This is a genomic window from Pseudomonas sp. AN-B15 (assembly GCF_019056475.1).
GTDB lineage: Bacteria > Pseudomonadota > Gammaproteobacteria > Pseudomonadales > Pseudomonadaceae > Aquipseudomonas > Aquipseudomonas parakoreensis.
Genome location: NZ_CP049737.1, coordinates 2,432,249 through 2,456,618, shown reverse-complemented (window position 1 = coordinate 2,456,618; position 24,370 = coordinate 2,432,249). Strand labels below are relative to the sequence as shown.

At 55.9% G+C, this 24,370-nt stretch carries 27 protein-coding genes and 1 pseudogene; 15 read left to right on the top strand and 13 right to left on the bottom strand.

Features of this window, described 5'->3' with window-relative positions:
- Nucleotides 1-471, bottom strand: coding sequence for a hypothetical protein (locus GTQ41_RS11120; RefSeq protein ID WP_047294976.1), 471 nt, complete (start codon nt 469-471; stop codon nt 1-3).
- On the opposite strand from GTQ41_RS11120, the gene GTQ41_RS11115 reads away from it, so the two are divergent.
- From GTQ41_RS11115 to GTQ41_RS11110, 3 genes are all read left to right on the top strand, one after another.
- Nucleotides 445-750: a hypothetical protein gene (locus tag GTQ41_RS11115; protein WP_217325500.1), complete on the top strand. Its 306-nt coding sequence runs from the start codon at nt 445-447 to the stop codon at nt 748-750. The genes GTQ41_RS11120 and GTQ41_RS11115 overlap by 27 nt on opposite strands.
- Before the next feature lie 120 nt (nt 751-870).
- Complete coding sequence (locus GTQ41_RS28615) at nt 871-1,146, top strand: hypothetical protein (RefSeq protein WP_080963288.1); 276 nt, start codon at nt 871-873, stop codon at nt 1,144-1,146.
- 46 nt (nt 1,147-1,192) lie between these two features.
- Complete coding sequence (locus GTQ41_RS11110) at nt 1,193-1,429, top strand: DUF2789 family protein (RefSeq protein WP_047294978.1); 237 nt, start codon at nt 1,193-1,195, stop codon at nt 1,427-1,429.
- Between the two features lie 6 nt (nt 1,430-1,435).
- Here GTQ41_RS11110 and GTQ41_RS11105 read toward each other — a convergent pair whose 3' ends face one another.
- The 3 genes from GTQ41_RS11105 to GTQ41_RS11095 form a co-directional block, all read right to left on the bottom strand.
- Nucleotides 1,436-1,636: a hypothetical protein gene (locus tag GTQ41_RS11105; protein ID WP_007966907.1), complete on the bottom strand. Its 201-nt coding sequence runs from the start codon at nt 1,634-1,636 to the stop codon at nt 1,436-1,438.
- Between the two features lie 112 nt (nt 1,637-1,748).
- Nucleotides 1,749-3,353, bottom strand: a complete 1,605-nt coding sequence (locus GTQ41_RS11100) for a methyl-accepting chemotaxis protein (protein ID WP_047294980.1) — start codon at nt 3,351-3,353, stop codon at nt 1,749-1,751.
- A 225-nt stretch (nt 3,354-3,578) separates the two neighbouring features.
- Complete coding sequence (locus tag GTQ41_RS11095; protein ID WP_003225981.1) at nt 3,579-3,983, bottom strand: TraR/DksA family transcriptional regulator; 405 nt, start codon at nt 3,981-3,983, stop codon at nt 3,579-3,581.
- Nucleotides 3,984-4,522: 539 nt separating this feature from the next.
- On the opposite strand from GTQ41_RS11095, the gene GTQ41_RS11090 reads away from it, so the two are divergent.
- From GTQ41_RS11090 to GTQ41_RS11070, 5 genes are all read left to right on the top strand, one after another.
- A complete protein-coding gene (locus GTQ41_RS11090) occupies nt 4,523-5,431 on the top strand; it encodes a MurR/RpiR family transcriptional regulator (protein ID WP_047294982.1) in 909 nt (302 codons plus the stop codon).
- A 61-nt stretch (nt 5,432-5,492) separates the two neighbouring features.
- Nucleotides 5,493-6,098: a glutathione S-transferase gene (locus tag GTQ41_RS11085; RefSeq protein ID WP_047294984.1), complete on the top strand. Its 606-nt coding sequence runs from the start codon at nt 5,493-5,495 to the stop codon at nt 6,096-6,098.
- 2 nt (nt 6,099-6,100) lie between these two features.
- Nucleotides 6,101-7,207, top strand: a complete 1,107-nt coding sequence (locus GTQ41_RS11080; protein WP_047294986.1) for a DNA alkylation repair protein — start codon at nt 6,101-6,103, stop codon at nt 7,205-7,207.
- Between the two features lie 406 nt (nt 7,208-7,613).
- Nucleotides 7,614-9,173, top strand: a complete 1,560-nt coding sequence (locus GTQ41_RS11075) for an AAA family ATPase (protein ID WP_080963289.1) — start codon at nt 7,614-7,616, stop codon at nt 9,171-9,173.
- A complete protein-coding gene (locus GTQ41_RS11070; RefSeq protein WP_217325499.1) occupies nt 9,174-10,253 on the top strand; it encodes a hypothetical protein in 1,080 nt (359 codons plus the stop codon). It begins immediately after the preceding gene.
- A gap of 1,136 nt (nt 10,254-11,389) precedes the next feature.
- Here the strand turns inward: GTQ41_RS11070 and GTQ41_RS11065 are convergent.
- The gene (locus GTQ41_RS11065) at nt 11,390-12,628 is read right to left on the bottom strand and encodes a DUF4238 domain-containing protein (protein ID WP_196302433.1); all 1,239 of its coding nucleotides are present in this window, start codon (nt 12,626-12,628) and stop codon (nt 11,390-11,392) included.
- Nucleotides 12,629-12,904: 276 nt separating this feature from the next.
- Here GTQ41_RS11065 and GTQ41_RS11060 point away from each other — a divergent pair, with 276 nt between their 5' ends.
- The gene (locus GTQ41_RS11060; protein WP_047294992.1) at nt 12,905-13,144 is read left to right on the top strand and encodes a hypothetical protein; all 240 of its coding nucleotides are present in this window, start codon (nt 12,905-12,907) and stop codon (nt 13,142-13,144) included.
- Nucleotides 13,145-13,307: 163 nt separating this feature from the next.
- On the opposite strand, the gene GTQ41_RS11055 is transcribed toward GTQ41_RS11060, so the two are convergent.
- From GTQ41_RS11055 to GTQ41_RS11035, 5 genes are all read right to left on the bottom strand, one after another.
- Nucleotides 13,308-13,964 (bottom strand): DUF2931 family protein, encoded by a 657-nt coding sequence (locus GTQ41_RS11055; protein WP_047294994.1) that lies wholly within the window; start codon nt 13,962-13,964, stop codon nt 13,308-13,310.
- An 11-nt stretch (nt 13,965-13,975) separates the two neighbouring features.
- Nucleotides 13,976-14,632: a DUF2931 family protein gene (locus GTQ41_RS11050; protein ID WP_047294995.1), complete on the bottom strand. Its 657-nt coding sequence runs from the start codon at nt 14,630-14,632 to the stop codon at nt 13,976-13,978.
- An 11-nt stretch (nt 14,633-14,643) separates the two neighbouring features.
- The gene (locus GTQ41_RS11045) at nt 14,644-15,297 is read right to left on the bottom strand and encodes a DUF2931 family protein (protein ID WP_047294997.1); all 654 of its coding nucleotides are present in this window, start codon (nt 15,295-15,297) and stop codon (nt 14,644-14,646) included.
- On the bottom strand, nt 15,297-16,838 hold the full coding sequence (locus tag GTQ41_RS11040; RefSeq protein ID WP_047295000.1) for a DUF2235 domain-containing protein: 1,542 nt from the start codon (nt 16,836-16,838) through the stop codon (nt 15,297-15,299). Before GTQ41_RS11040 ends, GTQ41_RS11045 begins: the two co-directional genes overlap by 1 nt.
- A 139-nt stretch (nt 16,839-16,977) precedes the next feature.
- The gene (locus tag GTQ41_RS11035) at nt 16,978-17,340 is read right to left on the bottom strand and encodes a DUF6124 family protein (RefSeq protein ID WP_047295002.1); all 363 of its coding nucleotides are present in this window, start codon (nt 17,338-17,340) and stop codon (nt 16,978-16,980) included.
- A gap of 508 nt (nt 17,341-17,848) precedes the next feature.
- On the opposite strand from GTQ41_RS11035, the gene GTQ41_RS11030 reads away from it, so the two are divergent.
- Nucleotides 17,849-18,388: a thioesterase family protein gene (locus GTQ41_RS11030; protein WP_047295004.1), complete on the top strand. Its 540-nt coding sequence runs from the start codon at nt 17,849-17,851 to the stop codon at nt 18,386-18,388.
- A gap of 239 nt (nt 18,389-18,627) precedes the next feature.
- Here the strand turns inward: GTQ41_RS11030 and GTQ41_RS11025 are convergent, their stop codons facing one another.
- The 3 genes and pseudogenes from GTQ41_RS11025 to GTQ41_RS11020 all read right to left on the bottom strand — a co-directional run bounded on the left by GTQ41_RS11025 (nt 18,628) and on the right by GTQ41_RS11020 (nt 19,898).
- On the bottom strand, nt 18,628-19,107 hold the full coding sequence (locus GTQ41_RS11025) for a GNAT family N-acetyltransferase (RefSeq protein WP_047295006.1): 480 nt from the start codon (nt 19,105-19,107) through the stop codon (nt 18,628-18,630).
- A 124-nt stretch (nt 19,108-19,231) separates the two neighbouring features.
- Nucleotides 19,232-19,327, bottom strand: a pseudogene (locus GTQ41_RS28830) (metal ABC transporter ATP-binding protein); the annotation flags it as partial.
- A 22-nt stretch (nt 19,328-19,349) separates the two neighbouring features.
- On the bottom strand, nt 19,350-19,898 hold the full coding sequence (locus GTQ41_RS11020) for a cytochrome b (RefSeq protein WP_047295007.1): 549 nt from the start codon (nt 19,896-19,898) through the stop codon (nt 19,350-19,352).
- A 207-nt stretch (nt 19,899-20,105) separates the two neighbouring features.
- On the opposite strand from GTQ41_RS11020, the gene GTQ41_RS11015 reads away from it, so the two are divergent.
- From GTQ41_RS11015 to GTQ41_RS10995, 5 genes are read left to right on the top strand one after another with little or no spacing between them, the layout of a single operon-like run.
- A complete protein-coding gene (locus GTQ41_RS11015) occupies nt 20,106-20,783 on the top strand; it encodes a thermostable hemolysin (protein WP_047295008.1) in 678 nt (225 codons plus the stop codon).
- The gene (locus tag GTQ41_RS11010) at nt 20,773-22,254 is read left to right on the top strand and encodes an AMP-binding protein (RefSeq protein ID WP_047295009.1); all 1,482 of its coding nucleotides are present in this window, start codon (nt 20,773-20,775) and stop codon (nt 22,252-22,254) included. The genes GTQ41_RS11015 and GTQ41_RS11010 overlap by 11 nt, the downstream gene beginning before the upstream one ends.
- Entirely contained in the window at nt 22,251-22,925 is a 675-nt protein-coding gene (locus GTQ41_RS11005) for a TenA family transcriptional regulator (RefSeq protein WP_047295011.1), read from the top strand. The genes GTQ41_RS11010 and GTQ41_RS11005 overlap by 4 nt, the downstream gene beginning before the upstream one ends.
- Nucleotides 22,912-23,721, top strand: coding sequence for an SDR family oxidoreductase (locus tag GTQ41_RS11000; protein ID WP_217325498.1), 810 nt, complete (start codon nt 22,912-22,914; stop codon nt 23,719-23,721). Before GTQ41_RS11005 ends, GTQ41_RS11000 begins: the two co-directional genes overlap by 14 nt.
- The gene (locus tag GTQ41_RS10995) at nt 23,718-24,362 is read left to right on the top strand and encodes a tetratricopeptide repeat protein (RefSeq protein ID WP_047295014.1); all 645 of its coding nucleotides are present in this window, start codon (nt 23,718-23,720) and stop codon (nt 24,360-24,362) included. The genes GTQ41_RS11000 and GTQ41_RS10995 overlap by 4 nt, the downstream gene beginning before the upstream one ends.
- Nucleotides 24,363-24,370 lie beyond the last annotated feature (8 nt).

The window sequence follows — 24,370 nt, the reverse complement described above, 5'->3', positions numbered from 1 at the left end:
TCACTCGCTGGCCTTGAACGTGACCAACTCGCCCTTGCGCCACTTCGCGGCTTTGCCGGTGACCGCTTTCAGGGTTTTGGTCAGGCCTTCCTGCAATTGCTGATGCGCGGCAAACACCGTCACCACGCTGTGGCCTTCCTTGAACAGGATCGCATGACCCTCCGCTGTATCGACAAAAGCGTAATCGCCCAGGCCGTACACCGTCAGTTTGATTTCACGAAAGCGGATGTCCATCTTGCCGCCTTCACGGCTGGGCAGCACGGCCGCGCTGAAATGATCGCCGACCTTGAGCTTGAGCCCCGGTTTGTCATCGACCACCAATGCACTTTCGGTGTCGATCTCGGCCACGTAAATACCTTCGGCGTTCTGTTCGGTGATGTAAACAAAACGCGATTGAAACAGCTTGACCAGCTTTGCACGCAAATCACCCAACACGAACAAAGCATGCATATCGAGATTACTGACTGCCAAGGAAACATCCCCACATCTGAAAAGTACCTGCGCAAAACGCGCACGGCAAAAAAACGGCCAGGCCGATGCTGTTACCGATTGACTTCAGTACACCTGAAACAAGCGGAGCGCCCATACATCACAAGTTCGCAAGACTACTGGAAAGTCAGGCGAGAAACTTGCCTCGACGTTCGCCAGGCTTTGAAGGAAAAATCTTCATTGAAGCGCAACGAAGACGGACTACAAACCTTAGGGAAAAAGCTGACGAAAAAAAGCCCTTTTCCGACATATCGCCGGTAAAAAATTGCTTTAGATAGGCACCTGTCGCCAACAGACACTGGCGATTCTAGAGCAGCGATGCTCCTTCCGACTACCCGAACCGACCTGTAACCGTCGGCTATCTCATGAAAAGGACTTCATATGTGCACTCTGACTCACTTTGCCCAGCCTTCCAACCCGGGTATCGATACGACATTCGTACTGCAAGGCACCGATTTGGCTGAACTGGCGGAACACGGACCAGGCAATCACAGACCTCGATTTCAGGTAGTTCCGGCGGGCAACGCGTTCTTTCATATCAAAGAATCATCCACCGGTCGTGTAAGAGGTTTCCGCGAAGATCATAACGAAGCGTGCGCTCTTGCCCGCTCGCTTGAATCACGAATCGAACTCTTGTCCAACGGCCGCCTCAGATAAAGAGCGAGCGACAGCGCCATTCCGGCCTACGCAAAAGGAGTAAACGATGGAACTGCCAGCCTATGATCTGAAAACCTTGTTCGACCAACTGGGCCTGCCTTCGGAAAACGAGGCAATCGACGATTTCATCGAAGCGCATCCGCTGGACGCCAACACCAAGTTGATTGATGCCGAGTTCTGGACGCCGCAACAGGCGCAACTTCTGAAAGAGTGGTTGCGCGCCGACGGCGAAGAAGCGGTGCTGGTCGATGAGTTGAACGTACGCCTGCACGACGGACGTTAATAAATGTCAGTGCAAGCTGTCGCCAGGCTCGGCCATCAGTTGCGCGAGCCAGGCAGCCTTGCACTCCTCCGCTTCGTCGCGACTGGCGAACGCAGTGCCGCGCCGCTCACCGTTGAGCAGCACCACCCAGCAGACACTCTGGCCCATCGCGCGCAATCCGGCGGGCACACCACTGCCAATCATCACCGCGACATCGACTCTGCACATACTGACCTCTCGACTTCATTAGCTACCTAACTAACGGCCATGTTAATGACTTCGTCGCGGAGGAAACAGCAATGCCCGTGCACAGATTCATTGCGCGAGCGGTAACAATCGATCAGCGCGGACTCTCCGGTTTATAACCCAAGCGCAGACCGCCCCAATGCCGGCCCTTGACCATGATCGGTACCGACAAGTCATGCATCAGCTCGCCGGTATCGCGGGTGTACGTCTGCAGTAGCACCGCTTGCTGATGACTGCCGCAGCGAATCCCGGTGCGGTCAGCGAACTTGCGCTTGGTGCGGTTGCCCACCGCGTCGACCTGCTCGTCACCGGTCAACGGCTGACTGAATGCCAGGTTGTGCGTCGGCACATAGCCCTGTTGCGTGCAGGCGATGGCGAACACCAACCCCTCATGACGCGGCAGCAACGGCTCCTGAATCGCCGGCAGCACCTGATCGGTGTAACGGTCGAAACGGGTCTGATACTTCGCCGGTTGCGTCCCGGGAATCGGCTGATATTGACGGTCGAACAAATCCTCAAGGCTGATCCGCCCCTGCTCGACATCCGCTTCGAACCGCGCCGCAATCTGACTCGCGCCCTCACGCGCCAGGTCATAGACGCGCTGGTGATAGTCATCCAGACCAACTTCGGCCAGGCGCTCGCTGATGGTTTCCGCCTGGCCTTCCATCTGCACGGCGGCCTCGGCCAGGCGCCGGGTCTGTTGATCGCTGATCGCCAGATCGCTGCGCATCTGTTCGATGGCCTTGAACAGGCTGTCGAGCTGCTCGCGATTGGTTTCCGCACCCCGGGCGATTTCGCCGACCTGACCTTCCACGCCGGCGGCCAACCGGGCGATGTTGTCCAGATGCTGGCCGGTGTTCTCGACCTGCTCGACGCCGGTCTGCAGATCGCTGGACAGCTCGCGGATCTGCTCCACCACTTGCGCGGTGCGCTGCTGAATGTCGGCGACCATCTCCCCGACTTCGCCCGTCGCCGACGCCGTGCGCGCCGCCAGACCGCGCACCTCATCCGCCACCACCGCAAAACCCCGGCCATGCTCGCCGGCCCGCGCCGCTTCAATCGCCGCGTTCAAGGCCAGCAGATTGGTCTGGCTGGCGATGGACTGAATCACCAGCGTCACCCGTTGAATGTCATCGCTGCGCAGGCTCAGGGCTTCGATCAACTCTCGGCTGGCGTTGGCGCGTTGACTGAGTTGATGCATGCGCGCAATCGAATCCACCAGTTCGGTGCGCCCCGCCGCGCTGCTGTGATGCGCTTCACTGGCGGCGTCCAGCGCTTCACGGCTGAGCTGCGAAGTGGCGTGTTCGGTGGCGATCATCACTTCGGCGTTGCTGACAATCTGCGCCGCCGCGTCGAGTTGCGATTCCAGTTTGCTCGCCAGTTGCTTGACGGAAAACGCCACACCGGCGGCTGACAGCGCGTTGTGACTGGTGGTGTAGGAAAGGTCACGAGTGAGTTCGGAAATCGCGCTGCCAGCATCGACAGGCGCAACATCGGGGATGGCCCGCGAGCGCAGGCGCGGCAGCCAGACAATCAGCACCGCCAGCGGCAGGCCGATGTACAGCGAGCCTCCACTCAGCGTCATGCCGGCGAGCAACAGCATCAGGGCGATGCTTTGCAGGGTCGGAGCGATCCAGCGGTTTTTCGGCAACAGCACTGGTGCGGGCAAAGCCCCAACCAGAGATCCATCTCTCGTCATTTCAACACCCCACGCATGTTCTCATTGTTGTGACTGCATTAAACGCCACTAGAACGCCATTATCCATGGTCCGTTAGTCGTGGAGTCTGCAGCAGGTCAATGGAACGGTGCGCAACATATCGCAGACGAGTAAAAGCAAAGATCGCAGCCCCGTCAGCTCGTGTAGGAGCTGCCGAAGGCTGCGATCTTTTGCAGGCGCCCCCGACTCAGGGGGCAACCATGGAATCAGGCCTGACGCTGGTGCTTGTCGATCTGCTCGTGACGTTCTTGAGCTTCGATGCAGTATTTGGTGGTCGGGCTGATCAGCAGGCGTTTCAGGCCGATGGCCTCGCCGCTGTCGTCGCACCAGCCAAAACTGTCTTCCTTGATGCGCTCAAGGGCTTGTTCCAGTTGCGGCAGCATGCGCTGGTCGCGATCGATCGCGTTCACCAGCCAGGTGCGCTCTTCTTCAACCGAAGCCGCGTCCGCCGGGTCGGCCGGAGTGTCCAGGCTTTCGATGGCGATACGGTTTTGCTCAATGCGCTCATGGGTTTCGACTTTCATGTTCTGCAACAGCTCAGTGAAGAAAGCGTGTTGCTCGGCATTCATGTAGTCATCTGCCGGCATGGCCAGCAACTTGTCCTTTGTCATTGATATCTCTATAAAAAAACGTGCATTAAGGCGAAATAGGGAGCGTTCCGGCGAACCGTGTCCGGTCGACGAAAAGGCATCGTTTATTGCAAACGCCACCCGGCACTCAATTTACGAAGGGGCGGCAGTCTAAGGCCCGTTTGAGGCCTCAGCAACTGTAAATACCGGGAATTTGTCCGACAAGCCCCGTAAACAGCTCTGACACAGGCGTCATGGCGGTCATCGGAGTGCGTTTATAGCAAGAAATTCAGTCCAACGGCTGTATATAGAAGACAAACGGCTAACCGAGCGGCAGTTGGTCGCATTTTTTTCAGCCATGCCGCCCGCGCAGTGCATCGTTTCAGCTGCGCAGACGCCGGAAATCTCCCCTGCCAATTCCCCGCACCCCGCCTATCATCAGGCACACCGTAAATCACTGTGGCGAGGGAGCTTGCTCCCGCTGGGTCGCGAAGCGGCCCCCAACTTTGGGCCTGCTGCGCAGTCCAGCGGGAGCAAGCTCCCTCGCCACAGTGTGATTTGATCAGCCTGAAGGAAGACTTATGCCCCGCCCCGATCTGCCGGCCAACGACGAGCCTGCCCTCGCCAGCCCCCCGATCAATGCCGAGCGTCTGCTGCAACTGATCACCGACGAATACGACACCCTGCCGCGCCAACTCAAACGCATCGCCAGCTACATGAGCCAGCAAAGCGAGCGGATCATGGTCGATCGCATCAGCGACATCGCCCGCGAATGCGAGGTGCATCCCTCCGCCATCGTGCGCTTCTCACAGCGCTTCGGCTTCAGTGGCTTCAGCGAAATGCAGGCGCTGTTCCGTGCCGCCTACACCCACAAAGCCTCGCCGGTGCACAACTACCAGCAACGCATCCGCAGCATGATCGCCAACCAGTCGCAACAAGCCAGCGACGGCGACCTCGCCCGCGAATGCATCGACGCCACCCGCTCCGGCATCGAACGCCTGGGCCGCGAACTCGACGACGTCGCGTTCGAAAAAGCCGTCGACCTGATCGTCAACGCCGACAACATCTATGTGGTCGGCGTGCGTCGCTCCTTCGCCGTCGCCGACTACCTCGTTTACAACTTGCAACACACTCACAAGCGCATTCACCTGGTTTCCGGGCTGGGCGGCAGTTATCGCGAGCAGATGCGCAGCGTGCGTAGCGGTGATTTGGTGATCGCCATCAGCTTCACCCCCTACGCCAAGGAAACCCAACACTGCCTGCGCTACGCCCGCCAGCAACAGGCCAACACCCTGATCCTCACCGACAGCCACCTCTCGCCGTTGGCCAAAAACGCCAACAGCCTGCTGCTGGTGAATGAAGGCAGCGCATTGGCGTTCCGTTCGCTGAGCGCGACGTTGTGTTTGTGTCAGGCGTTGTTCGTGGCGGTGGCGTATCGGCTGGAATTGAATGTGGATGAGATTCACGAGCAGGCCGGTTTTGACGACTGACATTTGCCTCAGGCTCGGCTAGGTTATGCCTTCCCACCGGTTCGACTTGAAGGAACGCGTCATGAAACTGATCGGCATGCTGGACTCCCCCTACGTGCGCCGCGTGGCGATCTCCGCCAAACGCCTCGGCATCGACCTCGAACATGAATCGGTCTCGGTGTTCCGCCACTTCGAGCAATTCCAGCAGATCAACCCGGTGGTCAAGGCACCCACGCTGATCCTCGATGACGGCGTGGTCCTGATGGACTCCACCCTCATCCTCGACTACCTCGAAGCCGCCAGCGGCAAAAGCCTGCTGCCGAGCGACCTCAAACAACGCGCCCACGCCCTGCGCCTGATCGGCCTCAGCCTCGCCGCCTGCGAAAAAGCCGTGCAGCTCTACTACGAACGCAATCTGCGCCCGGCCGACATTCAGTACCAACCGTGGGTCGAGCGCGTCGAAAGCCAACTCGCCGCCGCGTTCACCGCCCTCGAACAGGAACTGGAAAAAACCGGCCTGCCCACCGACGGCACCCTGACCCAGGCCGGCATCAGCCTCGCCGTCGCCTGGAGCTTCACCGGCCTCGTCGTCCCCGACCAGATCGACCCCCGCCGCTACCCGCACATCGCCCAATACACCGCGTACGCTGAAACCCTCGAAGCGTTCGTCAGCACCCCGATGACCTGACCATGAGCGCCACCGACACCGCCGCCCCGGCGTTAAAGGAAATCTTCAACGCCGAACGCCTGCAACACATCGCCAACGAGATGAGCGCCGTGTACCCGGCGTTCAAGGCCAAGGCGTTTCTCAAGCACGCCAACCAAGGGCTGGCGGAATTGTCGGTGATGCAACGCATGGCCCGCGTCAGCGAAAGCCTGCACGCCGTGCTGCCACTGGACTACGAAGATTCCCTCGACGTCCTGCGCGAACTCGCCCCCCGCCTCAACAGCGGATTCGTCAGCATGTGCCTGCCGCACTACGTCGCCAGCTACGGCGGCCACGCCTTCGATACCTCCATGCAAGCGCTGAAATACTTCACCACCTTCGGCTCCTCCGAATTCGCTATCCGCCACTTCCTGCGCAGCGACCTCGAACGCTCGCTGGAACTCATGCACGACTGGAACCAAGACCAAAACCACCACGTCCGCCGCCTCGCCAGCGAAGGCACCCGCCCTCGCCTGCCCTGGTCATTCCGCCTGGAAGCCGTGCAAGCCAACCCGCAACTGGCTGCCGGTATCCTCGATCGGTTGAAAGCCGACGAGAGTCTGTACGTACGCAAATCCGTGGCGAACCATCTGAACGACGTGACCAAAGAGCATCCGGAATGGGTACTGGACACGATTGAAGGCTGGCCACTGGAGAACAAACACACGGCGTGGATTGCCAAGCATGCGCTGCGCAGCTTGATCAAACAGGGAGATTTGCGCGCGCTGACGGTGATTGGTGCGGGGGCCAAGGCTGAGGTTGAGTTGCTGGATGTGCGGGTTGAGCCGGCGGTAGTTCGGTTGGGTGAAGCGATTACGTTGTCGTTTACGGTGAAGTCGACGGTGGCGCATGAACAGCGGTTGGTGATTGATTATGCGATTGACTATGTGAAGGCGAATGGCGGGGTTTCGGGGAAGGTTTTCAAGTTGAAGACGGTGGAGTTGGCGGGGTTTGGGGAGGTGGTTGTGGGGAGGCGGCAGGTGATTAAGGATTTTACGACGCGGAAGCATTTTGTGGGGCGGCATGGGGTTAGGGTTTTGGTGAATGGGGAGGTTTTGGGGAGTGCTGCGTTTGAGATTGTTGCTGATTGATAGCGGTAATAGATTCCGTTGATCTGGCGGGACTAGGAGTGAAAGGGAGTTACGGATGGGGCTGCTTTCGGCCAGAAGCGGACATCGGCAAGCGAACGCTGCCGGCCATTAGCTGCCATTCATGATCGCTCGCATTCGGCGAGAGCCGATGGATCCGTCAATGGATAAAAACAGATTCCGTTAAACAGACGTTCCGAAGGTTTAGCTACGTTTGACAACGTCATGGCGAAATTTTCTGCCTGATCTCATTATTTTTTACTATGAGCTCATTTGGCCACTAGCCAAAAATGGGAGAACACGGTAATGATTGTTGGAGGTTTCTAGTCGTCCGTAGAGTCGAACCGTAACCAAGACCAAATGCATATTATTTCACGCTGACGGCTAATTATGAAAAGGGACGTACAGGATGTTGACCGAATTCAGAGTAAAAAACCTTAGAAGCTTAAAGGATACAGGAACGGTAAAACTCTCTCCGATAACTATTCTTCTGGGCGAAAATAGTTCTGGTAAGAGTACTTTCCTTCGGACATTCCCTCTTCTAAAACAAAGTGCTGAAACAACGACTCGAAGCTCAATTCTCTGGTTCGGTAAATATGTCGATTTTGGTGATTTCGATCAAGCACTTATTAGAAAGCAAGGCGAAAAAGAAATCGTTTTTTCATTTGGCTTGACCGTCCCTGAGATAATTTACCATCGACCGATTAGAGCTCAGGGAAATTCTCGTGACCGTAGCACCTCTAATATCACGGTAAATCTGCGACTAGCGTCTTTAGGAAAGGATGGCCTTACGAGAACTGCTGGAATTGATCTAGATATCGAAGGGAACTCAGTTAAAATCGATATCAACGAATCAAATAAAATTAGCTCAATAAGTATTAACGGTGAAAACCACAGCCGATATTGCGATAGTTACACGTACAGCTCAGCAGTCAGGTTGCTGCCTCTCATACGCGCCAAAAGTGACTCACCAAAAGAAGAAATATACAGGACATGGTGGAGTGGATTCTGGCCCGACGGAATTTTGGATGATCTGGTAGATACACTGAGAGTCTATTCAAATAAGCGTACAAGCCTAGAATCGCTTACCAACGCAGTTTATAAGGCTGCTATTGGCAAACAGTCAGAGATGCTGATTAACTTCAAGAAAATGTTCAGCACTAACACTTGGAAAAACAAAACTTTAAACACAGAGCAGGATGACAAAGTTTTCGTTCGCTTTCAAAATCTCCTAATATTAGCTAGAACGGGAATGATACTCTACAATCTGGATGAGGTTTTAGATCAAACATTCAGACGAGTTTCTTACATTGAGCCTATCCGTGCATCAGCGCAGCGGTACTATCGTTCGCAAGATATCGGCGTAAAAGAGCTCGACTCAAAAGGCGAGAACTTAGCAATGTTTTTACGAAATCTGAGTGATCGAGAGAAAAACGCGCTTGATGAATGGTCAATGAAGGAGTTTGGATTTAGAACAGTAGTGCAGTTCAACGGAGGCCATGTAAACTTAGGCGTCGCTTTCGACAAAAGCAAAGAGTCTTATAATCTTGCTGATATGGGTTTTGGTTACTCGCAAGTAATTCCAATTATGATACAGCTCTGGACCATATTGCATAAGCCCAGTCGAAATGGTATATCGGGGCTTTCGTACACTTGCGTCATTGAACAACCTGAACTTCATTTACACCCGCGCATGCAATCGAAACTTGCAGAAATGTTAGTTTCAGTAGTGAACGCAGCTAAAGAAGCTGATGTGATTTTGCATTTAATTATCGAAACGCACAGTGAAGTGATTGTCAATAAAATCGGACTGATGACGGCTATGGGGGTCTTAAAAAAAGACGATTCTACTATTGTGCTTTTTTCAAAAGAGCCTAACACATCGCAAACAATCGTTGAATTTAGTGGGTATCGTGAAAATGGGTCTCTTCACAATTGGCCGTATGGCTTCTTTGATTACGAGGCCTAAATGATTATTTATATTACCGAATCTATTAAAGACTGCGTAGCTAACGGCAGTTCGAGCCCTACTGAGATAAGTGCGCTTGAGGACATAGCATCCGCTGTGCGTTCTGGAGACCATTTAGTGCTCGGCGACGCACAAGCGTTAATCTCCCTGAGCAAATTTGTAAAGCTAGGAGAGCCTGCGCGGGCCGCATATAAAAGCGTATTTTTTAGAGTTCCCCAACAAGAGTCGATTCTTGAAAAGGTCGAAGTCTATGTGAATATCGTTCCAGGCGATGGTATTCCAACGCTTAGCACGGCTGGAAATCAGAAGATAATTTCCATACCCCTGATCTTTTGTGCAGACATGAACTTGAGAACTCCACTGGAAATAATCTTCGAAGAGATAAATGATCACTATATTTACGAAATAATTTCCAAATGGTATGTAAATCAGGCTTTGGCCGTGAGGACGCTTAATCGCAAGTACAGGCCTATCCATGGCGGAGGCAATCGGACTTATGCGGTATTCGAGAGAGCACAAAGAGACAATAATTTATTTTGTCTATGTATTACGGACTCGGACAAAAAGTATCCGACTGACGAATGCGGGCCGACCAGTGTAAAAGTTCGTGAGTCTAATGATATGACAAAAGTCCTCGCGCACCACTTGGATTTGGATTTTCACGAAATTGAAAATCTTGTGCCATTATCTTTTATTTCGGAGAATTCAAAATCCCGTTATACCGATATTATGGTTGATGCATTGAAGTTCGCCGAGCAGAATGGGCATCAAGAGGCTAAGCTTTTCTTCGATTACAAGAAGGGCTTAAAGTTAGGATATTTACGTACCTGTCCGGATGCTGGTGCATATTGGAGCGCTGCGTTACCCGGACTTTCTACAAGCTGCTCTAAAAATTGTCTGCAAGCTAGCTGTACATGCGACTTATTGAAGCCATTACAGAACAGAGGTGAGATAAGGCTCCACATTGAGCAGCTTGTTCCACTATACCCAGATGAGTGCCCTACTTTACAAGCTTTGTGGAAAAGTATTGGATCTACGCTTACTAGTTGGAGTGTGGCGGGACCGGCAAGATTGGTCTGATTCGCAATGGCTATCGTTTTAATAGAGTCGCGTATAGAGCTGCCTACATCGAAAACTGTTCGTCCAAACGAGTGCGTATTGTAAATGCATTATTTGAAAGTGCTAATGAATTAATGCTCCGAATATACTGATACAGTATACCTGTTTCGCACCGACTGTTGCCCCCCTGCGAAGGGCAGCTTTTGGCCGGTTGCTGCCTGTCGCAACCGGCCGAAAACGACCCTTTATAGACGTTGTCAATGCACTGAGCATCTAGTAATAAGGTCATCTTCAGTTAAAGAGACTGAAACGAATTTATGATTACTGGATATTGTCAACGCGTTTGTAATGGATGCGGCGAGTCAATTACTGCTTACTGTTAATCAATTGAAACGCTAGCGCCCATCGGGGTTTTCCACGAGAAGGGTCATCAGGTAGTTGTAGAAGAAATAGTCCGCCGAGAAAATATTGATCCGGATGTTGTCTGGTAGTATTTCCACCATCGGATGAAGTCCTGTGCGAGCAAAAGCTTGCCTTTTGCTCATTCTGCGGAGGGCAGTTGAGGACTTGGCGTGCGCGTCAATGCATGCACTGTTTTAGAGACTGGCACTGATGCACAGCGATTATCGAGCTCAGTCTTCATGTTCTGAACCGCATTCTGACGATTTCTAACTGACCGCTTGTGGCCGGTTGCTGCCGGATAAAACTGGCAGCTATTGGCCGACAGCGGTCGCTTGGAAGCGTCCGCTATAGCCGGTAGCCGGCATTCGTGAGGGACGGATCTAGACCAATAAACGGACAGTAATGATGCATCCCGAAGAGCATTGATGATGGCAAGATTTTGTTGGAGTTCGAATCTCTCCTTTACCGCCAGAAAACACAATCCCATGATTTTCGTACAGAAAATTGAGGCTTGTGGTTTTTGACGCACTAATGGAACTGATATGAGACTGGCGGGAATTTTTTGGCTTTTCTTCACTAGATCCAGCCAGATAGTGGCATTGGGTGAGCTCTGGCATACAAAGTGGTGTTCGACCCACGGCCGGCAAGGGAGCTCATCCTTGCTGGAGAGTACGAAGTTTCCAGCTCCTCGGTCTTCTAGGGCCTGGTGGTCAATGGCCGAAACGTTAGACCGAATGAGCAATGTGATTACTCCTTCATCGAGAACTCTTTCTGTACGCTTTCTCTAGCCCTAGGTGGTAGGCATGGAAGTCAGCAGAATCCTCTTCGTTTGAGATCCTATTATGCTCGAACGATCGGCCACGACGTTTCGGGCCAAATCGCCTAGCGTATTCACCTTGAAAGGCTAAAAAGCTATTCCAGTCTTCTCTATTGCTGGTATCACCACTGTAACCTTTCTGTCCTGGCCTTCTACCATATTCATCCATTACATCTGCTCGACCGTCCTCATAACCAACAATAGTGGTTGTAGAATAGGTTACAGAACGAGGGTCAGGCATTAATAAATAGCTGTCTCCTAAATTTGGCCATAATGACGGCGTTACTTTTTTTTCTGGATATAACCATTCTTTTTTTCTTGCTGCCACGTAACGCTCTGCACGAATTTTTGTGATGTAATTTATCTGAAGCACTTCTCTTTCTGCCAGATCCCTATGAGTTTGAATGCTTGTGAAGTTAAACATAGCTCCGCGAAATAATTTCGGATTCGGCCGGACTTTCAGCGGATTTCCGTATGGGCATCTGACCCAAGATAGATTGGTTAAAATCAATACCCTTTCTTCTGATAAAGGGAAATATGTGTGAGTTCCATCCATCCATATCTCAGGATCACCAAGTCGCCTTGCCATTGCGGACTGCGGAAAGCAGCCCTTGTTGTATACAGTAACTGGGTGGTCTGACAGGATTAGTTTCGTCTCCGTACTCCTGCAGTCGGCCAGTTGCCACACGCACTCTGTCCATAATGCACAATAAACGTTCTGCAGTCTCTGTAACATGAGTAGCAATTCATTCTTACTACGTGATGCAGTCTTGTACGCTAGATATTTCAATCCCTTTGGAGTTCTAAGTTTTTGAGTGCTCATGTAAAGCAATAGCTGGCGAAATGATTTGGGATCTACATCGGGGTGGTGAAAGTTGGAAAAATACTCAACAGCTAGTTTTCCTTCGGCATCAATTTTCCCAAAAAACTTTTTTTCAATTTCCGTTGATTCAAAGTCATCTAGTTTTGTTGTGTAGAGATCTTTTATGTTGAAACAGCTATCGGCTCCCCAACGCATGATTTCTTTGCGCTTATAGCGTGCCCCATTAGCAGCAGTTACCGTATCTGGTTTTAAATCTAGATAATAAAATTTAGCCTCGCCCCCATCGATTGGTAAAAACCTTTTTTGATACCACTCCGGAACATAATGATTATGACGATAAACTTTAGATGCCACGTTATTCCCCTTCAAAGCGTTCAGCAAAAAAGGATTAAAAATTTCAACTATAGTCTTTGCTATCGAACTTCAAGTCGGCGAAGGATACGCGCTTACAGTAAGGCTAGCTCGGTTCTGTAAGGATAGCTATACGCCGTTCATGTTCAATCGGCCCCCACACCTTAGCCAAGTATGGGGGCATTCATGCGCGCCCGGAAATCACGCCCGCCAGTGCTGGTCTACCATCTCCCTAGCCGCTGGAAACACGGCAGCCACCCTCAACGACAGGGAGTGCTTATGAATTACACCTTGGTCGTGCTGGATCTGCCGTCGGCGGTGAAGGTGCAGACGCTCAAACTGCTAGCGCGAATTCGCCAGGCTGCCAATCCCGACGATCTGTGGCGCGCCAGTGATCACGCTGCGGGGTTTGTCCTCGGACACGAGATGGTCGAGGCGCTGGAGGCGGCGAGTATCAAGGGGTTGTATGAGGCTTTCGACGAGACTGCCACGGCGAGCCAGCAGGAGGAGCGGAAATGATGGGCGAAGGCATTTCGATACCAGTTTGGCGGGTTGCTGCCTATCAAGATTGGCAGCTATTGGCCGAAAGCGATCCTTCGTTGAGCTCAGCGTCGACGCGGTAGCTGTCAAAAAGGTAACTCACAAGACAACGCCCCTGAAAGACAGGCAAGAGAAGTGTCGCCTACCAACTCCCATACGGAATGCCGTACTTGTCGATATACCGCTTGGACTTTTCGCTGACGGGATACGCGTAGCGCCCTTGGTTCTTACCTTGACTAGGTCCTAGCGGCTCGACCTCTGCCTGCGCTCTGGCGACTTTGACAGGGCGATGGCACTCGTCCCGAACAAAAACCTGTACAACGCCCCCTGGAGCCAATCCCAGATAAATAGATGCACTGTAGCTGGCCTGTTCCTCCGGTGTTTCCGGGCACCGCTGACTGACCGATTGCACCATCAGTTGCCTCGCCTCTTCAGGCACATCCACCCAAACCTTATAGGTCTGCGGCTCGACAATGGATTGCCAGCGCACGTAAATGCGTTTGGGCAAGTCAGCACCAATCACTGGTTTCGCAGCCGCGCCTACCGCATGCCAACCGCGCGCGGACTCTTTGCCATTCTCTGGTTCCCCGCCAGCGGCCGTCCCCCCTCCCGTCCGCGTGAATAGCTTGCCGTTTATGTCTTCGACGGCACTGTCCTCAACCCAAACCTTCATGTAATAGGGTTCGGTGAACGCAAGCTCCCACGAATCGGATTTCGGGTCGTTTTTTACGAATAGCGAAGAGGCAGACTGGCAGCCGCTCAGGAACAACATGCATACCGCCACAATGCATAGCTTCATTGGTTTACCGCTTACCAACTCCCGTAAGGGATGCCGAATTTCTCGATATACCGCTTGGACTTTTCACTGACTGGATACGCATAGCGCCCGCCGTACTTCCCCTGCTCCGGGCCTAGCGGTTCAAGTTCGCCTTGGGCATGAGCGACTTGGATCGGTCGGTGACATGAGTCTCTGACCCATGCTTGAAGTACCCCACCAGGAGCCAGACCTACGTAAAGCGAAGCCATGTATCGAGCGGTTCTTTCAGGAGTTTCCGGGCAGCGCTGGTGCGTTGAATCCACCATCAATTGCCTCGCCGATTCTGGAATTTCAATGAAACCCTTGTAGGTCTTCTGTTCTGATATGGACTGCCAACGAACAAAGATGAGTTTGGGAAGATCGGCACCGGTTACCGGAATACCAGAACCACTGACCGTGCCCCAACCACGGGCTGACTCTGTGCCATCTTCTGGTTCACCTCCGGCGGCGGTGCTTCCGCCCGCCTTGAAAAACGTTCTGTTTTTGATGTCCAGGACTGAGCTGTCTTCCACCCAGACCTTCATGTAATCAGGTTCAGTGAAAGCCAGCCCCCACCAATCGGATCTCGGATCATTCTCGGCTGAAAGTGGGTCCGTAGTCTGGCATCCAGCTACCAGTAGAACGCTCAAAATTAATATGAATTGCTTCATTCGCGGGCGGGTTACCAACTCCCGTACGGAATGCCGAATTTATCGATATACCGCTTGGACTTTTCGCTGACGGGATACGCATAGCGCCCTTGGTTCTTACCTTGACTAGGCCCCAGCGGTTCGACCTCTGCCTGTGCTCTGGCGACTTTGACAGGATGGTGGCATGAGTCTCGAACCCAGACTTGCACGACACCACCGGGCGCCAGACCCAAGTAGAGAGACGCGTTATAGCGCCCCTCTTGTTCGGGTGTTTTTGCGCAGCGCTGATTGACGGACTCGAGCATGAGTTGTCTGGCTTCCTCTGGGATATCTACCCAGGCCTTGTACGTTTGGGGTTCAACAATTGATTGCCAACGGACATAGATCCGTTTGGGAAGATCCGCACCAACAACACTTTTTCCGGTGCTTCCAACGCCGTGCCAACCACGAGCAGAGTCGGTGCCGTCTTCCGGTTGGCCGCCTGATGCGGATCCTCCGCCAGTGTGCAAGAACGTCTCGCCCTTGATGTCTTCTACGGCGGTGTCCTCTACCCAAACCTTCATGTAATGAGGCTCGGTGAACGCAAGCTCCCACCATGGAGACTTCGGATCATTTTTTGTTGAAAGCGTATCGGCATGACAACCGGTCATGAGGACTGCACAGAGCAGGCTTGTTAGAAGTCTCATCAAAAAAGCGTCCAGTCGGGTACGTGGGGATGTTGTACGCGTATGCCGTCAGGGGTGGGGGCGTTGATGTACACCGCTCTCACACCGCTTCCATCTCTTCGGCCTAGTGGATGGTTCCAGTTTGCGGACGTGTGAATGTACTTGAGTTTGAGCATTCGCTCTTCTTCTGGCGTAGTTCTGTAGTCACCAGAGACAAATCGATCACACATAGCTTGAAGTTCTGACGGTAGCGCCAGATCAGGCGTATCTGAAATGTCGTTGAACCGAACGCCTTTGTCCTTCGCCATTTTATGCATCACGCGCAGATAGACTCGAGACAGCAAGCCACTGACCGGACGCTTGAGCTGTACGGCGGCATATACGTGTTTGACACGTGGGCTCATACGGTCTTGCGGACTGTTCGGCATCAGCAGCGCAGGTGGCGTGACGATTTTCAGCATCTCGGACGGCCAGCCGTCCGCGATCCACTGATTTTTTATTGTCACCGCATCGCGGTAAATCGAAGTGGTGAGAACATCGGTTTGGAGAGGGACTTCTAGTACCTGCATAGGGCTGACAAGCACACATTCCTGCGCTTCGTCGAGGTAACTACCTCCGATATCGGAGTGAACACCGGGCAAAGTGATCTCCGGATGAGCAGGCTTTACACGGCTGAGGGCAAAGTTGCCTCGGCATTCATCACGCGCAACCAAATGGACGACGTCGGTGAAAAAACGACGATCCAGGTAAAGCTTGATGCCTGTTGCAATGGGGCTTTTCACGTTGCCGAAATTGGACCAGCCAGCTATAGACGGAACTGTATCGAACAGCCCGATAAAGCCCATTCTGATATCGGCATTGTATTGATCAATAAAGGTCTTGCTGAACGCTTCAGGATTGCTACGTAGCACTTCACCTAAGGGACCTTGCTTGCCACGCACGACTTCATTGCAAAAGTGCCGGGCAGCAGCTGCACCACGGCTGAATCCAAATGTGTCGAAGGTCAGCGAAGTCACTTCGCTACCCGGGTTATCGTTCAAGAGTTCTTTGATACGTAATTTGATCGATGTAAACGAAGACTGAACCCTACTTGCAACTCCGGTCTCACCTCGCCCGGTGCCACCCCCAAAGGTACTATCTTGCTTACCCGCTTGGGTACCAATGCCCTCTACATAAATCATGCGGAAAGCTTGCTTTCGGAGCCCCTCACCTTCGGCTCCCTCTGGGGCGTCGTAAAGCTCACTCAGTTTTTTAATATTGGTAGGGCCAGCACCATAGCTGCTGTCCGGATCCCCCATATAGGGCTGACAGCTAGCAGGAATATCCTGCGGCGCAATCGGATGCTGCGCACCACACAGCAACCCTGCTGCTGTGTTGTTCGCATTGTTACCAGTACCATCAAAGAAAACCCCAATCCTCAACGCAATGCCGATTTTCTCAGGCTCGCGCGCAGGTTCTTTCCCGTGTTTCTCATACTCAGCCCAACGCTGGGCATGGATGTCGACGGGTTTGGCTTCTTCGTAGCGGTAGTTTTTCGGGGGGTTGGGAACGTAGCCACTCAATCCTTGATTCCTTGTTCTGATCCTTGAAGAACGGGCCGAAGGGTGACAGCCGAGGCTTGGGGGCGCAAGGCGTGGCTCTGTGCCAGCTCGGTTGAAATTGCTGGGTGCGACGAGGGTTTGGGCTCGTCGCACGGGGTGGTTAATGGGCGATTTCGACGTTGTCGAGGGCCTGGTTTACGGCGAGTTCGCCGAGCATGACGACCTGGGCGATGCCCAGTGCGGTTTTGCGGTGGGAGGTGTCGAGTGTGGCGGCGAAGTTGTTGAGCATTTCGCTGGCGGAGCCCAGGGTTTCGCTGGCGTTGGCGAGCAGGGATTCGGTGTCGCACTTCGGGTTGGCGAGGTACATGGGTTCGGGGTTTTGGGGGCTGGCCATGATTGGGGTGGCCGGGGTGAGGTAGTGGTCGAGGGCGCGTTCGGCGGCTTCGTGTAGCTTTTTGGAATTGAGGGATTCGTAGGGGGATGCGAGGTCGGTTTCTGGCGGGTTGGGTGTTGGTTTGATCATGGTGAAACTCCTGATTGTTCATTAGGAGCTACCAGCATCACTTGCAGATGATGGGTGGCAGCTGTGCGCGGGTCTGCAAGACCGGGAAACCAGGAACCCGGCAGACCCGAAGGTCTCCCGCACAAAGCTGCCATTTTATGGACGCGAGCGTGCGTCCATTTGGCATGGCTATGCGACTGGTTTTCCGGCGGGCTTGCAGACCCGATCACTGAAGAGCAGTGACAGGAATCAAGTTACGGAGAGCGTGCCAGACGCACAAGCCGGCGGATTCTGGCGTACTCGTAGGCGATGGCGCAAGGCGTTGTAGGGCTTCGGTGGTAACGGCAGGCTTCACATAAACATCCCGATTGTTTCCTGTTTATCCGCCGATTGAACGGGCTACCGATCCAGCATCAACCCCGCAATGATCGGAATGCACTGTTCCGTCCAAAAAAGTCATTTACGCACCTACCTCGCCATCGCCCGGGTCGCTAGAGTGCAGCGCTCTTTTCAACGGGCTGACGTACTGATGAATCTGTGGTTTCGATTGCTCTGCATGCTTTTTCGCCGACCGTGGCGCAAGCCGGTTAATGCGCTGGAATCCACCGTGATCCGCATGCGCGTGTGGCCGCTGGATCTCGATTTGAATCGGCACGTCACCAATGGCCGCTACTTCACCATGGCTGACGTCGGGCGCATGGATTTTGTGTTGCGCAGTGGCGCGTTTCGGGTGGCGTTGCGCGCTAAGGCGTTGCCGATTGTTGGCGATACCTGGGGTAAATTTCGGCGTGAGCTGAAGCTGTTTGAAGCGTTTGAAATTCACAGCCGGATGCTTGGCTGGGACGATAAATGGAGCTTCATGGAGCATCGTTTTGTGAGCAACGGCCGGGTGATCGGCGTGGTGGTCATGCGTGGGCTGTTTCGTTCGGCGAAAGGCACGATGGCGCCGGGTGAGTTTGTCAGGGCGTTGGGGTTGCCTGAACAGTCGCCGGAGATGCCGGCGTGGTTGACGTCGTGGTCGGCGAGTTGCGATCTGATGAGTCGTCAGCTCAGGGGTGAGGAGGTTTGAGTCATCGGGTGCCTGGATGATCGTGTTTATGGATACAGCACGGTGTCGTTTGGGCTGGCGTCTTCGCGAGCAAGCTCGCTCCCACAGGTTCGCGGTCAGGCTGGGGAACTCGTTTTGACTGGGCTGGCGTCTTCGCGAGCAGGCTCGCTCCCACAGGTTTTGGGTCAGACTTGGGAAGGCGTTTGGCCGGGCTGGCGCCATCGCGGGCGAGCCCGGCTCCCACAGGGATTGGGGGGTGGCTATTGTCGGTGGCGGGTCATGTTGATCAGGGCTGCGCGTCTGCCGCCAGGTGCCGGGCGTTCTTCGATGGAGAACGGCACGAAGCCGAGTTTCGGGTAGAGCAGCAACCCAGCGGTGTTTTCGTTGAAGCAGGACAGCTGCACTTCCCTGGCCTGATACTTTTCAAAGCCGACTGCAGTCATGGTTTCGACGATGTAGCGCGCGACGCCCTGGCCACGGGCGTAAGGCGCGACGATGACGTTGCCGATGCAGCAGACGCCGTCGTGTTCGGCACGGTAGAAATTGGCGAAACCGACGAACTCGCTGTTGGCCAGAAACGCTGTGGAGTCGAAGCGTTGGCTGATCGCGGTGTGCATTTGTTCTTCCGTCAGCGGGTACTGCGCTTTCGGGAACATGAAGTACAACTCTTGAACGCCCTGCGGAAAGCCGCACAGGGTTTTGACGTCGTCGGCCGTCACTGGCCGGTGGGTAAAGTTCATGGCTGCCCTGCCCCTTATTGTCGGTGTTGCCAAGGTGATGCGCGCCCGGCGCGTTGGCATGCCATAGCGTGGACGCGAAGTACGATTGCGGCAACTTTCCCGTCCTGCCAGACGCCACAAAAACCTGTGGGAGCGAGCTTGCTCGCGAAGGCAGTGTGTCAGTCAGCGATGATGCCGGCTGACACGACGCCTTCGCGAGCAAGCTCGCTCCCACAGGGATTGGGGGTTGAAGGCGGTCTGGATTATTCCGTGCGACCCGGCAACATCCGCACCAGCGTGTTATCCCGCACCCAGTAGTGGTGAAACAGCCCCGCCGCCGCGTGCAAGCCGATCAGCCAGTAGCCGGCGCTGCCCAGCGTTTCATGCCAGTACTTGAGTTGTTTGGCGAAGTCCGGGTCGATGGCGACCGGTGCCGGGACATGGAAGCCGAAGTACGGGAACGGTTTGTCGGCGGCGGCGAGCATCAGCCAGGCGAGGATCGGTGTGGCGATCATCAGCACGTACAGCGCCAGGTGCATCAGGTGCGAGAGGCCGGTCTGCCACGCTGGCGGCTTGGGAGTGATCGGCGGGCGTGGCGTCAGGCGGCCGAGCAGGCGCACCCAGACGAGGATGAAGATGCTCGTGCCGAACAGGCCGTGGAAGCCCATCAGCAGGCCGCGCGCTTCGCTGCCCTTGGGCATGAAGCCCTTGATTTCGACACAGGCATAGACGCCGACGAACAGCGCCAGCATCAGCCAGTGCAACGTAATTGACAGTTTTCCATAACGGGTGACGGCGGTGTCGCGGGTCATAAGAAGCGCCTCGTGATTGTCGTGAGCGACGGTCGATTCGTTCGACAGTCTCGATCCGGTTGCAGGGCGAACCGACGGTGCCACCCTGCCCTTGCAGTCTTAAGACAATCTGAAGATTGCCCGTTGATTAACCTTTTTTCACCTTCAGACTTCGTTAAGAAATGCCTCCGATACTGCGCTCAAACCATTGAGGGAGGCGCTTTGCCCATGCCCGATTACCACTGGAACATTCCCCTGCCCCTGCGCTTCGGTCAAGCCGAAACGCCGCAGATGACGTTGACCGGCGCCTTGCCCGACGACGCGCTGCGAGAGACTTTCGAAGCCTTCATCCAGCAGCGTTTTCGCAAGGCCCACGGCGCCGACATTCGGCACTTTATGCCCGAGCTGTTCGGCATGCACAACGGCGACGGTGCGCTGTGTGCGGTGGCCGGGGTGCGCCGAGCGCATGTGGAACCGCTGTTCCTTGAGCGCTATCTGGATGAACCGATCGAACCCTTGATCAGTGCGGCGGCGGATCGTCCGGTTGAGCGTAGCGCCATCGTCGAAGTCGGCAACCTCGCTGCCAGCGACACCGGCAGCGCACGCTTGAGCATCATCGCCATCACCTATCTGTTGGCCATGGGCGGCCTGGAATGGGTGACCTTCACCGGCAACATCGGGCTGGTCAACAGCTTCCATCGGCTCGGTCTGAAGCCAGTGACATTATGCGCCGCCGACCCGGAACGCCTGGGTGACGAGCGTCAACACTGGGGCAGTTATTACGAAAGCAAGCCGTGGGTGCACGTCGGCAACATCCGCGCCGGCTTCGTCCATTTGCGCAATATCGGCCTGTTCACTCGATTGGGCCTGCCGACTTCGATTGAAGGATCCTGTCATGTCGCTTGAACTGCAACGCTTCCAGGAAACCCTGCGCGACCATGCCCGGCGCAATGACAACGCCACCGCGCTGTGGGGCGATACGCTGAAACTTGATTACGCCACGGTGTATGCCGAGGTGCTGTATCGCCAGGAACGCCTGCGCGATGAACCGGCGCAAGTCGTCGCCCTGGCGCTGGATAACGGCGTCGACGCGATGCTGTGGGATCTGGCCGTGCTGTTCGAGGGCTTGACCTGCGTGACGCTGCCGCCGTTTTTCAGTCCTGCGCAACGGGCGCATTGTCTGGAACAGAGCCAGGCCGAACGGGTGATTGCCGAACCGGAGCTGGCGGCCGAGCTGCTCGCCGCCGGCTATGAACAGCGCGGCGAGTTCTGGTGCCGCACCTTCAGCGGCCCGAGCCGGATGCCGGCCGGCACCGCCAAACTGACCTTCACCTCCGGCACCACCGGCACACCCAAAGGCGTATGCCTGAGCGCTGACAGTTTGTTGCGGGTGGCGCGGGAGCTGGATCAGGCGAGCAAACCCACCGGTCCGCAGCATCACCTGGCGTTGCTGCCACTGGCGATTCTGCTGGAAAACCTCGGCTGCTACGCCGCGCTGTACGCCGGTGCAACGCTGAGCCTGCCAAGCCAGAAAACCCTGGGCATTCAGGGTGCCAGCGGCGTCGATGTTTCGCACTTGCTGGGCTGTCTGGCCGGTCGTGCGCCGGAGAGTCTGATTCTGGTGCCGCAACTGTTGCTGATGCTGGTCAGCGCCGCCGAGCAGAAAGCCTTCGACCCACAAAAGCTACGCTTCGCCGCCGTCGGCGGTGCGCGGGTCTCGGAGGATCTGCTGCACCGAGCGCAGCGTGTCGGCCTGCCGGTGTTCGAGGGCTACGGCTTGTCCGAATGCGCCTCGGTGGTGTGCCTCAATCGCCCCGGCGCGCGGCGTCCAGGCAGCGTCGGTCAGCCGCTGCCGCACGTTGAAGTGCGCCTGGCCGAGGACGGCGAAGTGCTGATCAAGGGCTCGACCCTGCTCGGTTATCTGGGCGATGCGCCGTACGCCGATGAGTGGTGGCCCAGTGGCGATCTGGGTGAGTTCGACCCCGAAGGTTTCCTCTACCTCAAGGGTCGCAAGAAGCACCAGTTCGTCACCAGTTTCGGGCGCAACGTCAACCCGGAATGGGTCGAGTCGGAACTGACCCAGCGCCGCCACATTGCCCAAGCCTTCGTCTATGGCGAGGCCTTGCCGCGCAACCACGCCCTGCTCTGGCCGCACCGTGCCGATTGCAGCGACGCGGAGCTGGCCGCCGCGGTCGCCGAAGCCAATGAAGCCTTGCCCGATTACGCCCAGGTGCATGGCTGGACGCGCCTGGCGCAACCGTTCACCGCCGCCAATGGCTTGCTCACGGCCAACGGTCGGCCACGCCGCGAGGCGATTGCCGCGCTGTACCACGCCCAATTGACTGAATCCGCTGTTTCCGAGGAGTCCGCATCATGAGTTTTTTCGACACCCTGCAAGAAGCCACGCATCAGGAACGCCACGAGCTGTTCAATCTGCCGATCATTCTTGACGCCCTGCAAGGCAAGGTCAGCCTGGAAAGCTATCGGGCGTTTCTCGCGCAGGCGTACTACCACGTGCGCCACACCGTGCCGTTGATGATGGCCTGCGGCGCGCGTCTGCCGACACGCCTGGAATGGCTGCGCAAAGCGGTGGCCGAGTACATCGAAGACGAATACGGCCATGAACACTGGGTCCTCAACGACATCGCCGCGTGTGGCGGTGACCGCGATGCGGTCCGCGACGGCCAGCCCTCGCTGCCGATTGAGCTGATGGTGAGTTTTCTCTACGACTTGATCGCCCGGGGCAATCCGGTGGGCCTGTTCGGCATGGTCAACGTGCTCGAAGGCACCAGCATCGCCCTGGCCACGCATGCGGCGGGGAGCATTCGCGAGCGTCTGGCACTGCCGGACACCGCGTTCAGCTACCTCAGCTCGCACGGTTCGCTGGACATCGAGCACATGCAGACCTATCGCCGCTTGATGAATCAACTGGAAGATCCCGAAGACCAAGCGGCCGTGATTCACGCCTCGAAAGTCGTCTATCGCCTGTACACCGACATGTTCCGTGGCCTGCCGCGTGACGCGGAGACTCAACATGCAGCTGCGTGACGCACGGGTGGTGTTGACCGGTGCCAGTGGCGGCATCGGCGTGGCGATTACCGAGGCCTTGTGCGCCGCCGGCGCCCAGGTACTGGCGGTGGCGCGGCATGAGCAGGCGCTGACGCCGTTGCTTGAGCGCTATCCAAATTCGCTGTGCTGGGTCGCCGCCGACCTGGCCTTCCTCAGTGACCGGCGCAAAGTGCTGGCCGCTGCCGAAGCCATCGGCGGCATCAACCTGCTGATCAACGCGGCCGGGGTCAATCACTTCGCCATGCTCGAACAGCTCGACGACAGCGACATCAACGCGATGCTCGCGGTAAACATCAGCGCGCCGATGTGCCTGACCAAATTGCTGCTGCCGCTGCTCAAACAGGCCGACAGCGCGATGGTGGTCAACGTCGGTTCCACTTACGGCTCGATCGGCTACCCAGGCTACGCCAGTTATTGCGCGACCAAGTTCGCCCTGCGCGGATTTTCCGAAGCGCTGCGCCGCGAGCTGGCCGACACTCGGGTCAACGTGCTGTATGTCGCGCCCCGGGCCACGCGCACGTCGATGAACAGTGCGGCGGCGCAAGCCTTGAACGATGCCCTCAAGTCCAGCGTCGATGACCCGCAAACCGTCGCCTCGGCGGTGATCCACGCGATTGCCGGCGACCGCCGCGACTTGTACCTGGGCTGGCCGGAGCGCTTTTTCGTGCGCCTCAACAACCTGCTGCCGCACCTGGTGGATCGAGGCTTGCGCAAGCAACTGCCGCTGATCCGCCGCCTCAGTGAAAAAACCGACAACGAGTCCCTGAAACCATGAAAAAACTTAGCGCATGCCTGTTGTTCGCCGTCCTCAGCCAAAGCGTCTGGGCACTGGAACCGGCCGATCATCAGCGTCTGAACGGCATCCAGCAGAGTTGGGCGCACATCCAGTATGAAGTGGCGGAAAAGCAACGCGCCGCCGCGTTCGAGCAGTTGTCGTCCGAAGCCACTGCCTTCACTGCACAGCGCCCGGCGGTGGCCGAAGCGTGGATCTGGAAAGGCATCGTCACCAGCAGTTGGGCCGGCGCTCAGGGCGGGCTCGGCGCCTTGGGCAAGGCCAAAGACGCCAAGGCCGATCTGGAAAAAGCCCTGACGCTCGACCCCAAGGCCCTGCAAGGTTCGGCCTATACCAGCCTGGCGGCGCTGTATGATCGCGTCCCGGGCTGGCCGATCGGTTTCGGCGACAGCGACAAGGCCGAGCAACTGCTCAAGCAAGCGCTGCAACTGAATCCGGATGGCATCGACAGTCTGTACTTCTGGGGCGATCACCTCTACCGTCAGAAGCGCTACGCTGAAGCCAAAGCTGCGCTGCTCAAAGCTCAGCAGGCTGCACCGCGCCCGGGCCGGGAAACCGCTGACGCCGGGCGTCGCAAAGAGATCGCTGCGCTGCTGGTGGACGTGAACAAGAAACTCGACTGACAGGAGTC